This is a genomic window from Pedobacter sp. 22226 (assembly GCF_052045455.1).
GTDB classification, from domain to species: Bacteria; Bacteroidota; Bacteroidia; order Sphingobacteriales; family Sphingobacteriaceae; genus Pedobacter; species Pedobacter jeongneungensis.
Map to the genome: position 1 here is coordinate 137,956 of NZ_JBQEPB010000004.1, position 16,453 is coordinate 154,408.

13 protein-coding genes and 4 tRNA genes are annotated in these 16,453 nt (G+C 39.0%); 10 read left to right on the forward strand and 7 right to left on the reverse strand.

Annotated elements, in window-relative coordinates:
- Nucleotides 1-2: 2 nt before the first annotated feature.
- The 8 genes from ACTJKC_RS10135 (at nt 3) to ACTJKC_RS10170 (ending at nt 7,872) form a co-directional block, all read left to right on the forward strand.
- Nucleotides 3-1,085, forward strand: a complete 1,083-nt coding sequence (locus ACTJKC_RS10135; RefSeq protein ID WP_440791603.1) for a Gfo/Idh/MocA family protein — start codon at nt 3-5, stop codon at nt 1,083-1,085.
- Nucleotides 1,086-1,358: 273 nt separating this feature from the next.
- Entirely contained in the window at nt 1,359-2,051 is a 693-nt protein-coding gene (locus tag ACTJKC_RS10140; protein ID WP_440791605.1) for a helix-turn-helix transcriptional regulator, read from the forward strand.
- Between the two features lie 74 nt (nt 2,052-2,125).
- Complete coding sequence (locus tag ACTJKC_RS10145; protein ID WP_440791607.1) at nt 2,126-2,578, forward strand: DUF1569 domain-containing protein; 453 nt, start codon at nt 2,126-2,128, stop codon at nt 2,576-2,578.
- A 6-nt stretch (nt 2,579-2,584) separates the two neighbouring features.
- Nucleotides 2,585-3,172 carry a YdeI/OmpD-associated family protein gene (locus ACTJKC_RS10150; RefSeq protein ID WP_440791609.1) on the forward strand — a complete coding sequence of 196 codons (588 nt, stop codon included), beginning with the start codon at nt 2,585-2,587 and terminating at the stop codon, nt 3,170-3,172.
- A gap of 546 nt (nt 3,173-3,718) precedes the next feature.
- Nucleotides 3,719-4,546, forward strand: a complete 828-nt coding sequence (locus ACTJKC_RS10155) for a hypothetical protein (protein ID WP_440791610.1) — start codon at nt 3,719-3,721, stop codon at nt 4,544-4,546.
- A 2-nt stretch (nt 4,547-4,548) separates the two neighbouring features.
- On the forward strand, nt 4,549-5,781 hold the full coding sequence (locus ACTJKC_RS10160; protein WP_440791612.1) for a hypothetical protein: 1,233 nt from the start codon (nt 4,549-4,551) through the stop codon (nt 5,779-5,781).
- 2 nt (nt 5,782-5,783) lie between these two features.
- Nucleotides 5,784-6,701: a glycosyltransferase family 2 protein gene (locus ACTJKC_RS10165; RefSeq protein ID WP_440791614.1), complete on the forward strand. Its 918-nt coding sequence runs from the start codon at nt 5,784-5,786 to the stop codon at nt 6,699-6,701.
- A 10-nt stretch (nt 6,702-6,711) separates the two neighbouring features.
- Nucleotides 6,712-7,872, forward strand: a complete 1,161-nt coding sequence (locus tag ACTJKC_RS10170; protein ID WP_440791616.1) for an AMP-binding protein — start codon at nt 6,712-6,714, stop codon at nt 7,870-7,872.
- Between the two features lie 203 nt (nt 7,873-8,075).
- Here the strand turns inward: ACTJKC_RS10170 and ACTJKC_RS10175 are convergent, their stop codons facing one another.
- Both ACTJKC_RS10175 and ACTJKC_RS10180 read right to left on the reverse strand, forming a co-directional pair.
- On the reverse strand, nt 8,076-8,705 hold the full coding sequence (locus tag ACTJKC_RS10175) for a hypothetical protein (RefSeq protein WP_440791618.1): 630 nt from the start codon (nt 8,703-8,705) through the stop codon (nt 8,076-8,078).
- Between the two features lie 521 nt (nt 8,706-9,226).
- Nucleotides 9,227-10,456 (reverse strand): aspartyl protease family protein, encoded by a 1,230-nt coding sequence (locus ACTJKC_RS10180; protein ID WP_440791620.1) that lies wholly within the window; start codon nt 10,454-10,456, stop codon nt 9,227-9,229.
- Between the two features lie 523 nt (nt 10,457-10,979).
- On the opposite strand from ACTJKC_RS10180, the gene ACTJKC_RS10185 reads away from it, so the two are divergent.
- Nucleotides 10,980-12,368, forward strand: a complete 1,389-nt coding sequence (locus ACTJKC_RS10185) for a S41 family peptidase (RefSeq protein WP_440791622.1) — start codon at nt 10,980-10,982, stop codon at nt 12,366-12,368.
- An 891-nt stretch (nt 12,369-13,259) separates the two neighbouring features.
- Here the strand turns inward: ACTJKC_RS10185 and ACTJKC_RS10190 are convergent.
- From ACTJKC_RS10190 to ACTJKC_RS10210, 5 genes are all read right to left on the reverse strand, one after another.
- Nucleotides 13,260-13,331: transfer RNA gene (locus tag ACTJKC_RS10190), tRNA-Glu, on the reverse strand.
- Between the two features lie 75 nt (nt 13,332-13,406).
- A tRNA-Met gene (locus ACTJKC_RS10195) sits at nt 13,407-13,482 on the reverse strand.
- 466 nt (nt 13,483-13,948) lie between these two features.
- Complete coding sequence (locus tag ACTJKC_RS10200) at nt 13,949-14,968, reverse strand: hypothetical protein (protein ID WP_440791624.1); 1,020 nt, start codon at nt 14,966-14,968, stop codon at nt 13,949-13,951.
- 161 nt (nt 14,969-15,129) lie between these two features.
- A tRNA-Glu gene (locus tag ACTJKC_RS10205) sits at nt 15,130-15,201 on the reverse strand.
- A gap of 75 nt (nt 15,202-15,276) precedes the next feature.
- Nucleotides 15,277-15,352 (reverse strand) — tRNA-Met (locus tag ACTJKC_RS10210).
- Between the two features lie 189 nt (nt 15,353-15,541).
- On the opposite strand from ACTJKC_RS10210, the gene era reads away from it, so the two are divergent.
- A complete protein-coding gene (gene era, locus ACTJKC_RS10215; protein WP_440791626.1) occupies nt 15,542-16,438 on the forward strand; it encodes a GTPase Era in 897 nt (298 codons plus the stop codon).
- The last annotated feature ends 15 nt before the right edge of the window (nt 16,439-16,453 follow it).

Here is a 16,453-nt window from a genome sequence, read left to right on the forward strand (position 1 = left end):
AAATGACAGAGAATAAAAAATTACGGGTATTGGTGGTGGGCTGCGGCAATATGGGCGCTTCCCATGCCACAGCTTATCATACCTTGCCAGGCTTTGAAATATGCGGATTGGTTTCCACAGGAAAAAGCAAAGAAATACTGAATGAAAAATTAGGCGGACAATATGATCTGTACAGCGATTTTTACGAAGCCCTTGCTGCTACCAAACCCGATGCCGTTTGCATTTCTACCTATCCTGATACACACGAAGCTTACGCGGTTAAATCTTTCGAAAGCGGTTGCCATGTGTTTATCGAAAAGCCATTGGCCGATACGGTTCAAGGTGCAATAAAAGTAGCTGAGGCTGCTAAAAAGGCCAATAAAAAGCTATTGGTGGGCTATATTCTCCGGTATCATCCTTCGTGGGAGAAATTTATGGAACTGGCTCAGGAAATGGGCAAACCATTGGTGATGCGCATGAACCTCAACCAACAAAGTCATGGGCCAAAATGGACCGTACATCGCAACCTGATGAAAAGTTTAAGTCCGATTGTAGATTGTGCGGTGCATTATATCGATATCATGTGCCAGATGACGCGGTCGAAACCTGTACAGGTAAGTGCCATTGGCGCCAGGCTTACCGATGATATTCCCGAATGGAATTACAATTACGGGCAGTTGCAGATCCGTTTCGAAGATGGTTCTGTTGGCTGGTATGAGGCAGGCTGGGGCCCGATGGTAAGCGATAATGCCTTTTTTATTAAAGACGTTTTTGGCCCGAAAGGTTCAGTATCCATCATGGCTAAAAAAGCAGGTGCCGCCGGAAACTCTGATAATATCGATGCGCATACCAAAACCGAATCGATCAAAGTGCACCATGCTGGTTTAAATGTACAAGATGAGTTTAGCAAAGCTGACGAATGGATCGACCTCACCGATGAACCCGGTCACCAGGAACTTTGCAACCGCGAGCAGCGTTATTTTCTAAAAGCCATTACCGAAAATATCGACTTAACAGAGGCTACAGAGGATGCCATAAATAGTTTAAGAATCGCCTTTGCCTGCGATGAATCAGTCAAAACAGGTGAAATGATCCGGTTAGGTTAAAAATTATTTCTTTACAAATGGCCGTTATCTCGACCGGACCGTCCCGAATATTCGGGAGAGAGATCTAGCTAGATAGATTTAGCTTCGCTGAGCACTTACGTGGTTCTCGGCTACGTTGCGCTCTGCTCGAGATGACGATTCTCGGTAGGTATATTATTATTCAACCTTTCTGTCTGCATCAATAAGGACTAGTTTTCGTATTATTGACTCACGAAGTCAGAAAAGGAATTGCGCCAGGGAAAAACTTCTTTAGCCTAAATGATAATCCGATCCATGAACGATAACGATACCAAAAGACTTTCGCGCCTCACCGCAATTTTAACTCAATTGCAAACGAAACGTCTTTTAACGGCACCGGAACTCGCGCGAAAATTTTCAGTAAGTGTAAGAACCATTTACCGCGACATTAAAGCTTTAGAACAGGCTGGCGTTCCTGTTTTTACAGAAGAAGGAAAAGGGTACAGGTTAATGGAAGGTTACAAAATTCCGCCCGTTATGTTTACCGAAAGCCAGGCCAATGCCCTGATTCTTGCTGAGCAACTGGTATTAAAAAACAAGGATACCTCGTTTATTAAAGATTATTTAGAAGCCATCGACAAAATTAAAGCGGTACTGGCACATCAGGTAAAAGACAACGTAAATCTTTTGGCCGACCGCACCCGCTTTACCCAGAATTTCAACAACGAAAGAAACAGCAATAACCTGTCTGATTTGCAATTTGCCCTCACTAATTTCTATGTTGTAAAGATTGATTATACCAATGAGGCCAACCAAACCAGCAACCGTTTAATCGAACCTTTTGCGCTGTTAAGTACGCAGGAAAACTGGCTATTGGTAGCCTGGTGCCGTTTGCGGAACGGATTTAGGTTCTTCCGCCTGGATCGGATTAAAAAACTAGAAATGCTTACCGAGAAATTTGCTCCGCATAAAATGACCTTACAGGAATATTTCGATAAAAATCATTAAAGCATTTATACCCCTGACATAGGGCTGTCTTTGCGCTGCATTAGTTTTGTGCTGTAAACATAAAATTAATGACCATGAACAATCTGTTTAATCCTTCCGATACCGCAGCCATCTTAGCCCGGATTGAAAAACTAACCCCAACAGCTCAGAAACAATGGGGCAAAATGAACGTAAACCAGATGCTCGCACATTGCAACGCCTCGCTCGAAACGGCCATGGGCTTGCACAATTCCGACAGATTAGGTTTTGTAGGCAGGTTATTTGGTAAACTATTGAAACCGAAATTTTTTAGCGAAGCGCCGTTCCCTAAAAATAGTGCAACTGATAAAAGTTATATCATAAAAGGCAATCCCGATTTCGAGGCCGAAAAAGCCAAAGTAATCAAACAGATCAAAGCTTTTTCTGAAGGCGGCCCTGCCAAATGCACCACACATCCACAGGCTTTTTTTGGGCCGCTAACATCCGAAGAATGGGCGCTGATGCAATGGAAACATTTTGATCATCATTTAAGGCAGTTCGGATTTTAATTAAAAATGAAAAAGGAAGAAAAAGAGATCGAAACTTTTTGTCCCGCAAGCCAGGGGGATTGGAGAGCATGGTTAGCAGAAAACCATGTTTCAAAACAATCCGTTTGGCTTGTTTACCATAAAATAAAATCCAGTGTGCCGTCAATTTCGTGGAGCCAGGCTGTTGATGAGGCACTGTGTTTTGGCTGGATAGATAGCACAGCAAGATCGATAGATGCTCAAACCTTTATGCAGTTTTTTTGCAAACGCAAACCCAACAGTGTATGGTCTAAAATAAACAAGGCAAAAGTGGAGCGCTTAATCAGCGAAGGATTAATGACAACCGCTGGTTTCAACAGTATTGAAAAAGCAAAACAAAATGGATCGTGGACAATTTTAGATGATGTAGAAGAACTGAAAATCCCGAAAGATTTAGCGCTCGCCTTCAAAATTCATCGCGGCTCCAAACCCTTTTTTATCAGTTTAAGTAAATCTGTTCAAAAAGGCATACTGCAATGGCTTGTACTCGCTAAAAAACCAGAAACCCGGCAAAAAAGAATAAACGAAATTGCCCTATTAGCTGGCCAAAAGCTTAAACCTGTACAGTTCAGGTAGCGTAATCATTTTTCTAATTTAACTAAGCCGATGCCTCCTTCAGATTTTAGTATAAGTGGATGTTTAATTAAGTCCAATAAAAAGCCTCACTTTCAAATGAATAATATACGTTGATTCCGTAATACATTAAAAAATCCATTACGTTTTAAATACATATGTATAATATATAATACTTATATGTAATTTAAAAGTGTGTTTATGTGTAATTTTTAAAGATATTATTTGTGGATTTTTTTTATTGAAAATAAAGTCCGTATCTATGTATAATTAAAATCCATCTCATCATTCCAAACTTTAAAACGCTCATTCAAATGCAAAACGCTCTTTCCTCAGTTATCCCGGTTATGATCCTTTAATTTTATTTTAAACTTTTATACTGCTGTATATCAGTTATTTAATTTTGTTATGCTGATTGTTGTTATTAATCATATGACGTGGCAATAACGGATTAATTTCTGCTTTGGCTTTTTGATATGGTTAAAACAAAATAAGAATATTCTTATCTGTATTTATTTACATTTTTAATAAACCTTAAACCAAACAATTGTGAAAAATTTACTATCAATCATCATTCCCGTGCTCGAAGGGATGGAAGAATCTCCATTAAAGCACCAGCTCCTGGCCTATTTCCCGCAACAGGCAGAACACTTTACAACAATCGAAGAAAGTTTTATTAAACTTACGGCAGTCCCGCACGACAGGGATCACCTTAAGCCCTTTTTTCATAGCTGGAGCCAAACCAACAATAGTGCAGTTACTGTAGCCGGATTGAGCAACCGTATGACCATGCTGATCCATAAAAATGTACCTGTACCACACGAAGCACAGCTTTTCCGATCGGTAGCGAGCTTAAACAGAATTGTTGATGAAGATTTGGCTGTTGTTGGAAAAGTGCTGCATTCAGACCTGTTTTATACCATGGCTACAAATACCTGTGGCGATGACGGATGGTTGTTAAGGCAATATCTTGATCCAAGTGCCCGTGCTTTTAAATACTGGAAAGACCAGAATTCACTGCGCAATAAAGATTTACTGATTGGTCTTTTAACCACATTGGTACATGAAATTTATACCCACGGCGAGGTGGAATTTATATTGCCTAAGTTTACGCGTTGGCTGGAGGATGATTATGGTTTTGATAAAGATACCCTGAAACATACCCTGGCATGGATTACCGTACACTGCGGGCCTACAGAGAAAAACCATTTCTTTTATGCCGTAAATGCCATTAATTACTATGTAAAAGCGATGGATGTAAACCTGGCCGATTATGACCTGAGCGAAATTGTTGCCGATTATTTGAGCAAGAAAGCCGCGGTAATGGAAACCATTAGCGCCAGTTTAGAACCGGTACTGGAAGATGAAATTGCATAATTATGATTGGTGAGCTTGTAGAAGGACAAATCATTTGCAGCAGGGAAATACTGAATGAATTGCTGATGAAACACCTGGGCGAAATCCCATGTAATGGTGCCGATTCGTTTTCCCCGGTTCCCGTTGCTGTAAAACGCAAAGAAATGGCACGGATGGAAAAACTGTGCCAGGTATTGAACAAAGCTTTAACCGGTGTTGTAAATGCCTATTTCGAAGATGAAAGTATTCGTGCCATTTATAACTTTGATGAGCGCTTAAACAATATTTTAAGTATCGCCAAAGCGCAACCTTATCAAGTGGGCATGTATCGGCCCGATTTTTTACAGGCAGAAGATGGGAGCATCAAAATTTGTGAAATAGGGGCCAGGTACCCGATCAACGGATGGATGTTAAGTTATTACCTTAACGTGATTACCGAAGATAGTAAGTTACCCTTACTGGAAGCCGTCCCAGATCAGCAAAACTTTGTAAATACCATTTTTGGCCGGTTTAACAATGAAGAGCCTGTTGTACTTGTACATGAGAAAGAAAAAGGTACTGAGGTATTTTACCTGTTAAATGAATTTAGCAAACAGGGCCTGAATTATGTTTCGGCAAACCCGGCGCAATTAAGTTGCCAAAATGGTGAATTGATGCTGCATGGTAAAGCCGTAAGCCAGTTTATACTGGAAATGGATCGCGAAGAACTGCGCAATTTTGATCCCGAGGTATTAAAGTTGATCATCAAGCAAGGTGACTACTTTAATGATGTACGTACATTGATTTTGGTTCATGACAAACGCATCCTTGCTGTTTTGTGGAGCGAAGAGATCATGAAAAATTATCTCTCTGAAGAAGAATATCTTTTTTTACGATTGTTTTTAATACCCACCTATGCCCTGCATACAGCCGAAAAACGTGCTGAAGTAAGTCATTCGCCGTTAAATTGGGTGTTAAAACGCAATAGCGGTGGCCGGGGTATCGATATGTATGTAAAAAGTGATTGCGAGGCTAATGTTTGGGCCGATATCATCACCCGGCATTGGCCCGAATACATGATTCAGCAATACGTACCTCAACGTTGGTTTACCTATGGCAGTGGTTCGGATAAAACATTGATCAATCTGGTCGGAATGTTGTTGTGTTATAATAACTGGTCTTTTGGCCCTGGTTTATTCCGCGGTTCAGCAGAAAGTGTGGTAAATGTTCACCAGGGCAGGGGAGTGATCTTCCCGGCAATGATGTCAGCATCATAAATATGACCCACGCCATCATTATACCGCTGTTTAACAAAGCGGCTTATGTTAGCCAAACGCTTAATTCACTCATCCGGCAAACTAAATTGCCGGATGAGTTGATTATTGTTGACGATTTAAGCACAGATAACAGTCTTAGTGTCGTCCGTAATTTTTTGCGCGATAATGTTTTGGCCTTTGGAAATTGCAGGGTCCAGATAATTGAACTCACTGAGAATAAAGGGCCGGGTAATGCCCGCAATATCGGTTTTGAAGCCTCTGATAGTGAATTAGTTAGCTTTTTGGATGCTGATGATGAATATCATCCTAAGCTGCTGGAGGTAGCAGCAAATGCATTTACCAAGCATCGGCTCGATTTTATGGTGCTCAATATCGCTTTTATGCCCGGCAATGAAATTTATCCTGATTTAGAGCCCCTAAAGAGGTATCTCGAGCCCCTTGCTTCAGATTTATATTTGCTTAAAGATCCGCTAAGGGCTGTTAGCTCGCCACATTTTATCATGGGCGTTGGCAGTAACGTAATCGTAAAAAGTAAGTGGATTGCTTCTTATCAATACCAAACCGAGGCGCAGCTAAATGAAGGAATAGATTTTTGGTATCGGGTGCTAAAAGGCATTCTGAATAATGTGCCCGGGAAAATAGCATTACAAACGGGTGGCTATCTTTATGTTAACGAGGTGCCCGGAGGCCTGTCGCGGAAAAACTACAGCCATTTTAAACAAATCGAGTTACCGCCCGTAATTTTAAGGTACTTAAAGAGCAAGGATAAATACGATCGCCTGTTAATGGGCATGATTGGTGAACGCTGGTATAAACATGCCCTACAAAATTTGCCATCCAATACCCAGAAAGCCCGCTTTTTATGGCATCACCGCCACTTTTTGCCAAAATACGTTGGCTATCTGCTGCTTAAAAGATGAATCTTAGAATATGAATCCCCTTCTTAATCAATACTATCAAATTGTCAGGCAGTCTGCGCTTTTCAAGTCCTATTACCAGCATTACGACGATTATCAAAATGCGCCATTAATGGGCAAAAAGGAATTGATTACGCAGTTAAACAATAATTTTGACCTGCATAACCAAAAACAAGGTGTTTATTTGGTGCGTTCAGGCGGATCTACCCAAAAACCGCTGGTTTTTCCTGTTGATATTGCCGAAAACCTGGAGCAACGAGCCGTACTTGCTGCAGCATTAAAGCAGGCCGGGGTATTTAACACAAAAACCATTGCACTCAATATGTTCGGTTATATGGATATGTACCGCACCGCTGCCATTATGGACGATTTATTAGAAAGATGCAGTGCAACTACCCTGGTGGCGGGCGCCAGCTTGCCCTATGAAGATGCCTGCCAGATGGCTCAAAATTTTAAGCCCAGTTTATTATTGGGTACCCCCTCAAAATTATTTCTTTTTGCACAATTTCTAAAAAAGAACCAGTTTAGCTTGTCCATCGAAAATCTTTTGTTTGGTGGCGAGTTTTTGCCGCCATCGCATGTTAAACTTTTCGAAGAGGTTTTTGGAACCCGGCAGATCTACTCCTTATACGGTTCGGCAGAAACGGGGATATGGGCCTGGTGCGATTATAGCCGATTGCCATCATTGTTCAGGGTAATTGATGGTTTGGTAGTTGAAACGAACGAGCCTGATGCTGATGGTTATGGTGGCCTGGTGGTGAGCAATTTATTCCGTAAGCGTTTCCCTGTTTTTAGATATAATACCGGTGATATTGGTAAATGGATTGAAATTGACGGCCAACTTTACCTTGAATTAAAAGGTAGGGAAAAAAGATCGTTTATGTTTAACGAGTGTAACTATGAACTGGATGATTTCAACAAAGTTTTTTCAGATGTTGAACGATTTCAAATACAAATAGCACCTCAAGAAGGACATACCTCAATAAAATTTATGCTGGTAACCGGTTTAACCAGTGCTGAAAAAGATGAATATGTAGAACAGAAACTTCAGCAGCTAAATAAGGTATTTGGTTATAAAGTAAAAAACCTGGAAGTTTTGGCTGGCACTGATTTAGATCTTTATACCAATGCAACTACAGGTAAAACGCCAGCTATCGTTGATCATCGGGTTTGATATTGGTATCTTCTATAACTTTTATAAAGGATTTTAAAGCATAAAAAAAGCATCAACCTTATTGGATTGATGCTTTTTTCGTAGCCCGTAGCGTACTATACTCAGCCTATTAGCTTCTAGTGATGCATATCTTAATTAGATAATCATATTAATAAGTTTCTGTATTTCAAGCAATAATGTTTTACCATTTAAGTTTAAAGAGCCTATTCTATAGGTTCTCCGGCTTTAGGACCAACATAGTCATATGGTACAACTGCTAAACCTGACTCTGAACTTTTCCACATGACTACTTTACCTGTAATGATTTTGGTTTGACCTGAGATTGAGGGCAGGTAATCATTAATTATAGGGATGTTTGGCTGTAGTAATTCTCCGCTTGAATTTTTTTTGTCGAATATATAATCTGAATATGCCGTACGGTAGTTGCTCAAGCCAGATAGATAACCCGGAGGCATTCCGTAAACCAATTGATATCCTGAAAAATACGGCCCGCCGTCAGATGAAACTGTAACTCCTGATGATGCGTTTGCATAGATACTAATTGAACCGACAGGTTCCCCGCTTTGATAAGGTGGAGTTCTCCTCGAAACATCCGTAAATGTTAAGGTAACTCCTGCATAATAGGCAAGATATGATCCGTCCGATTGTAATTGTAAATCGACTGGAGCACCACCTACTGGTTCTGTACCTCGCATTATGAGGTCGTTCTTTTCTCGGTTACTGACTGTGTTTTTTTCTTCTATACCTCCTGTTGGTACAGAGTCTTCTTTTTTACATGAAGAGAAAATTGCTAATAAAGCAAAAATTAGTGTTAAAGGAACGTTTTTTTTCATTTTTAGATAAATATATTGAATTGGAAAGTTAATAAAATAAATTGAAAGTTAGAATGATCCTATTAGGAACACTTTCTATATTCTTATTTGAGGATTATAATTTTACCAGATCCGTTTCAAACTGTCCAGCAGTTTTACACTGTTTCCAGCTTCTTATGCAATCAATTTATTTCAGAATGAAATGGTTTAGATTTATATTTAAAAAAACATTAAAAATAAAAGAAGTAAAAATTAGTAAAAGTCAAATCTTTGGTGAACAAAAAAAAACTGAAAATATTTAATTTGCAGGTTTTTGACATTGATTAACATTGATTTTCGTAGCCCGTAGGGGGAATCACCTGGTTAAAGATTAGTTTTTCCAAAAAAGGGATTCCCATCATGTGGAATCTGAAATTAAAGCATAACCCAACCCTTCCCTCTATGCTTAAAACTGTTTCTTCTATTATCAATTATAAACTTCTGATAGCGTAGCTGATATCCCCTGCCTGATTAGGAAAAGACAGGTTTTTATCGCCTTACTGCTATTTATAAATATCAGGTTCAGGTTTAAAAACAAATATTTTGCCGTCTATCCGTTTTAATTTCATTTCCATATTTTTCAATAATAAACTGATTTGATAATCCCTTATCTGTGAAGGATCTGCAAAGTCCTTTAAGCTTTTTCCGTTTATCGATTCAATTTCGTCCATTAATTTTAGGTCTGCATTACGATTAATATTAGGATTATCGGAAAAAGAAGATACCAGAATTTTTCCGTCATTTACAGACAATATGGCACCGTATTTCTTTTCAGGGATAACATTAATTGGTGATTTTCTTGTTGTAAGGATAATCTGCCCGCTGGTGTTGTTGATGATACAATTGTAATTCCTGAAAAAGCGGTTGCCAATAAGCACATGGTTTCTGTTGCTGCTCAGCATAATTTCGAATTTGTGGGGCAATACGGTATTCGTATCTCCGATACAATATTTAAAGTCTCTAAAAATATAACTGGTATCTCTGTCCGATAGCCCGCTAACCGAAGAGCTTAAATGGCCAATAGAAATTGATTTTTTTGCAGCGCCAAAAATAGGCAGTGCATCTTTTGGGATAGCGACTTCATTGCCGTTGTAGCCGAAATCTATCGCAGCCTTATCTAAGTAGCCGTTAAGGCCAAATAATATTTTAGAATTATTGTAGGCATCCATTTCAAAGGGGAGCTTTATCCCGTTGCTTTCAAAAGGCTTTAAGGCAAGTGTTACGGTGTTCTTATCGAAATCAAATTTCCAATTCATTTTTTTTATAACAGTAGAACCGATAATGCCTACAGGTTTTACATGCTTTCCCATCATGGCCTCAAAATCTATAATGGTAAAAGGAGAGCCCGATATACTTACCTGCCCCATATCCACACGGCCAAGTTCACACTGCATTGATATTTGAGCATTATTGCCATCTGTGCCTGCAATATCCGTTTTTTGCTGCAAAGGGCTTAACTTAATTTTTGCTGCAAAATTTTTATCAAGGGCTGAAAATGCAAAGCCGTTATCCCATACAAAATAACCTTCTATTCCATTTACTTTAGCCTTGATCAAGATCATATCACTCCATATCTGTATAGGTAATATTTGTTGTTTTAAGAGAGTTACATCACCCATATTTGATATACGGATAATTTCTGCAGTGTCTACCGGAACTTGTGCATTGGTATAAAAATTGGTTGCAAGCAATATTCCTAAAGAAAAAAATAGGACTTGAATAGACTTTTTCATTTACTTATTGGTTTAGTTATCTGTAACGATTAGGCCAAATTAAATCTTATAGGACAATATAGGATCCATCTTTGTCCTCAGGGAAGGACGGAATTTGATGAATGATGGGCTCCGTTTATGAATGCAAATTCATAACAATTGGCTACATATTATATGATAACGCGAACATAGTATTTATTTTTTATATTTATTAGTACAAAATGCACCTATAACGTGTATTACAGTGAAAATGGCTGCGAGTTTCGCTTGCCAGATTATTTTTCGAATTAAAAAGGTGGGTAATTTGCTAAACTCGAAATAAATGATGCTAGTAATTCTCGTTTCATTCAAATATAATTTCTTGAATGGTTTTTATCTCTAATACAACATCGTAATGATCAAAAATGCTGAGCTGCCTTAAACCTCGGTAGATTTAAATAATAGCAAAAAAAAATCTGTCGCTTTTGGTTACTCATGAAAAAAAGAAATTATTAAATTAAATCTCAGGATTTAGTTACTTTACCGGCACAACAGGATTGATGATATGAATATACTTAGGTTATGCCCAATATTCTTGTTAACCGCGCTAAATGTTTTTGGTCAACAGCATTTTAAAGCCAATGCGCTGAAACGCGATTTGGATAGTATGGTTTATTATATCGAGGCTGCCCATCCCAATCCTTATTACCGTTATTCCCGCTTAAATTTTCACAATGATGTCGAAAAAGCCAAGCAGCACCTTGCAGAGGGCATGGATTATACCTCTTTTTATCTTGTTGCCCAAAAACTGGTTGCCAAACTTCAGGATGGCCATATTGACCTGGAGATGCCCCTTAAGCAATTTGAGAAAGACAAAGCCAATGCATTTCCTTTTAAAGTCGCGTTAAATATCAATAAGCCATATATCCGTTTGCAGGAAAATGTAAAACTGAAACATGGTGGCCTTAATAAAAATGCGGAAATTATATCAATAAACGGTATAAATGCCAAAAAGATAGTAGATGATATTGTAGCACTTGTTAAGGGCGAAACCGCTGATTTTAGGGCAAGTTATGGATCAAAATCCTTTGATTTCTATTATGATGTACTTTACCCTAAAAAAGGCTTTTATGAGCTAACTTATAATGATAAAGGTAAAATGGGGACCGTTAAAGTTTCTCCAAAGGATATAATCCAAACGGATAAACACCGAACATCAATTGCAAAACCAGAGAGAACTATAGCTCCATTTACCTTAACATTTCCGCTTGCAGGAACAGCTTTGATGAAATTAGATGATTTTCAGGACCTGGAAAAAATAAAGGTCTTTGCCGATAGCGCTTTCTCCGATCTCAACAATAAAAAAACGGCAAACTTAATTATTGACCTTCGGGGTAACCTTGGAGGCGATTCAGACGTTGGCGATTATCTATTGCAATACCTGCTTAATAAGCCTTTCCGCCAGTACGACCGTGTATTGGAAAAGAACAGTCAATTGCTTAAAAACCGCTTGCTTGCCCACAGGACGGGCAAAACACTATCTGCAGAAGATTCTACATTGCTTTTAAAGCCAAATGGAATGCTGGATACGGTAAAAAATCAAAATGAAGAAATTCTGCAACTCCCAAACCGTTTCAGCGGAAAGGTATATTTATTGGTGAGTAACCAAACTTTTTCTTCAGCTGCAGATTTTGCCCAGGCATTTTCGCATTACAAACGTGGAAAGGTAATTGGCGAAGAAACCGGTGGAATGATCCTTAGCTTTGGCGATATTGTTCCTGCCACGTTGCCCGAAACCAAACTTCCGCTCGTGGTATCGAGCAAATTATACCTAAACATTGGTGCCGATGAGCATGATTGGCATGGCGTAATACCCGATATAAACTGTAGCCGCGATGAAGCTCTGCAAAAAGCCCTGGGTTTAATCGGCCATGTAACCAAAAGCAGACGCTAAACAAAGCACTTTTATTTTCCTGATTTTCCCCCCTTGCATTCATATTTGGTGTTCAATACCTTGTGTTAATCCAAAACTGTAGCCCAATTTATGCGTTTAAAGCTGTTTTTGGCCAATATCCCGGAAATAACCGATTCGTCCTATATTTCTACCTATTCAAACCACACGTTTTTCGGTAGTACCCAACCTGCGTAATTTTATTTTCAACATGTAGCGATAATATATGTAACAACGAATAAAACATTAAAAGGAAGAGTACATGCTGCCAAAAATCATTCATCAGATTGGAAATAATCAGCCTTCGGCATTCATCTCAAGATGCCTAAAATCATGGAGTGCGGTAGATGAAATTGGCTTTGAAAGGGTATTTCTCTATACAATCTTTGGCGGAGTGTTTTCGAATGAACTTTGCTAAGTGTTTTTCAGACGTAATGTAGCTTTTTAATGTATAGGCTTCAAAGCCATTTCCGATTAATTCTTTTACGCTCGAATTATGTTCTACAAAATAACATCATTAGAAATTTGCTTTTTTGCGATTTGCCAGTAAACTGGGCATACAAACTAGCTGCTGTAACTTCAATGCCATTGTCGGATTAAAGCCTGATGGGTTATTATCACTTTGCTTTGTAGGCTATCGAGATAGCTGTTTAGGGGGCGGAACTATTCCATTTTTCAGAATCTTTCTCATATCAAGATATTTAATAGCTTAATGTGTCGGTATTCAGTTTGTTATTGAGAATTTGGTGCGTAGTATTTTCCATCTTAGATATACACTAATAACACAATTTTTTATGGCGATTTGATGTGTATTTTAGCTTTTAGATGTAAACAAAAAAAACCTGCAAATATTTAATTTGCAGGTTTTTGACATCAATTAACATTGAATTTTCGTAGCCCGTAGGGGAATCGAACCCCTGTTTCCAGAATGAAAATCTGGCGTCCTCACCCCTAGACGAACGGGCCATTAATCTGAGTTTTGACCTTGGAGTTTTCAGTTTGGAGAAACTCCCAACTTAATACTCTCAACTCCCAACTTCCTGGTAGCGGGGACACGACTCGAACGTGCGACCTTCGGGTTATGAGCCCGACGAGCTACCAACTGCTCCACCCCGCACTCTGTATTGTCATTTTCAGTTTCGGTTTTTGAGCTCAACGAGCGTACTCCCGAAACTTCGGGACTCCACCCCGCACTCTGTATCTTCAAATTTTCTTCGTTTGAAGGAGTGCAAAGGTATAAATTGTTTTGACATCTGCAAAGTCATTTACGATATTTTTTAAAATATTTTTATGATCCTGATTTGTCGGGAACAATTTAAAAATCATCGATAATTTATAGTCGTAAATTTCGATTTGATAATGAGCAAGTTGTGTAGTTTTAACAAAAGCTAATCGTTTTTACCAGAAAATATTGAATTATTTCAACTTGCTTTTTTATATTTGTTTATAATTAGTCTAAATAAAAAAATATTATTTCTTGTTTTTAGCTTAATTTGAAGTTCAATATATATTTGGTTAGTTATGTTGATTAAAGTCCTGTTTGCCCGCATCGCCATCGGATGCAGGTAAATCAGGCGCTATTTTTAACTAAAATCTTTTGACTTCTCTATTTTCGGCTCATTATCCTTTACAACAATATTGGTAAAAGGAGCGGTTTGTCTGAAAGCTACCGTATCTGCCGGTGTGTTGGCAACAAAAACAGCTAATTTTCCGTTGGTAAAACTATCATTATGTATGGTAGACGGTTTAATGGCCAGGGCCGATCCGTCAGCAGGTACCCTGAAAGTGGTAAATATAATGCTGGGGTTTTCTTTTTCCGGATCCATAACCTCCACCTTGTGCCCTAAAGTAACTTTGGCTTCGCAAAATACTTTTCCGTTTTCATCTGGCTTAGGCAGAAAAATATGGGGAAAGGGGTGATGTTCAACAAACATGCCTCCGCCACCTATTGGCGACATGGCGTAATTACGGATATAATCCGGCAGAGAAGTGTCATACTCCATCCCAAATAAAGTATCTTCAAAACCCATATAAAATGGTTCTCTTGGTTTAAGCAGTTTGGCTCCGTAAAAAGCAAGTGTTTCTTCGTAATCGGGGTGGCTTGCATCCATCACCGGTAAAACTACCGCTATTTCGTTTACATACAGTGAGCCTGTTTGGCCGAATACATTCGCAGAAGGATCGAGGTTAGGCAATCTTCCGCCATCAATGCTGCTTACCCAGTTCGAGTTAACTGTAACCGCATTACCTTCTTTTGGTGTTTTTGCATTTCGTGCCAGGGCTTCCAGTTCATCAATTAAAGATATTTCTACTATCGCTTTCGGCAGTGGTGTTACGCCGGTTCCTTCGCCTGGAGTTAGCGCAACTTTAGTGTCTTTTTGGATAGGGCCGTAAATTGCTGTGGTGGTCATTAAAGGAACACCCTCCTTGCTTTGTCTTAAAACAACAGCGTCGTTTAAAAACCATATATTTTCTTTGAGATCTTCCTCCGAAATTTTAATATCAACAGTTTGCCACTTTCGCTGCCCGATAATTTCTTTTAGTTTCTCGTCGGTTACGGTGTCTGGATCCTGGGTATAGGATGTTCTGAATACGGAGCTCATTAATTGCGTTTTTAGATGTTAGTTGGGATGTTTTGTTGTATGCTAAAAATAGGATTAAAAATGTGATTTTACGATGGGATAAGAATATTATTGATTGATCTGAGAGATAAATTTTCTCCAAAAAGCAAAAATCCCGCTCTACTTATCGTAAAGCGGGATCGTAGCCCGTAGGGGAATCGAACCCCTGTTTCCAGAATGAAAATCTGGCGTCCTCACCCCTAGACGAACGGGCCATTAATCTGAGTTTTGACCTTGGAGTTTTCAGTTTGGAGAAACTCCCAACTTAATACTCTCAACTCCCAACTTCCTGGTAGCGGGGACACGACTCGAACGTGCGACCTTCGGGTTATGAGCCCGACGAGCTACCAACTGCTCCACCCCGCACTCTATATTGTCATTTTCAATTTCGGTTCTGAGCTCAACAAGCGTACTCCCGAAACTTTGGGACTCCACCCCGCACTCTATACAACTCGTTTTTTCTTTTGAATTAAATCCTTAACTCTGTTTCCGAATTGGAATGCAAAGATATAATTCGTTTCTTTGTGCTGCAAATTTTTTTTAAAAAATATTTTAATGGCGCATAAAGCAGGTTTTGTAAGTATAATAGGTAAACCAAATGTAGGTAAATCCACCCTCATGAATGTGCTTGTAGGCGAGCGGCTTAGCATTATCACTCCTAAAGCACAAACCACAAGACATCGTATTTTAGGGATCGTAAATGAAGAAGAATATCAGATTGTTTTTTCTGATACCCCGGGAATAATTAAGCCAAAGTACAGTTTACAAGAAAGTATGATGAGCTTTGTTAACGGATCTTTAACCGATGCAGATGTTCTTTTATTTGTAACCGATATTAACGAAGAACACGATGAGGATGACGTTCTGGAAAAAATCCTGAACCGTGATATCCCAACCATTGTACTCATCAATAAAATTGATCAGGCGAAGCAGGAAAAGGTTGAAGAGAAGATTGCTTACTGGCAGGAAAAGTTAAATCCGGTTGCGATTTATGCAATTTCGGCTTTACATAAACACAATGTAGGCGGATTATTGGAACGTGTACTCGAAATGTTGCCCGAACATCCGCCATATTACGACAAAGAAGATTTAACCGATCGTTCTGAGCGTTTCTTTGTTTCGGAGATCATCCGCGAAAAAATTTTTCTCAATTACCAGAAGGAAATCCCTTACAGTACCGAAGTAATTGTGAAGAGCTTTAAAGAAGAGGAAATGAAAAATGGTAAAGGTGCAATGATCAGGATTACCGCAGAAATTGTGGTAGAACGCGATTCGCAGAAGAACATTTTAATCGGTACGGCTGGTAGCATGCTCAAAAAAGTGGGAACCGAAGCCCGTTTAGAAATTGAGAAATTTTTAGACAGCAAGGTTTTCCTGGAAATGTTTGTAAAAGTGATTCCGGACTGGAGAAGCAAAAAGAATTACCTGAAAAGCTTTGGTTACGATAATTAATTTCGAATTTTAAGG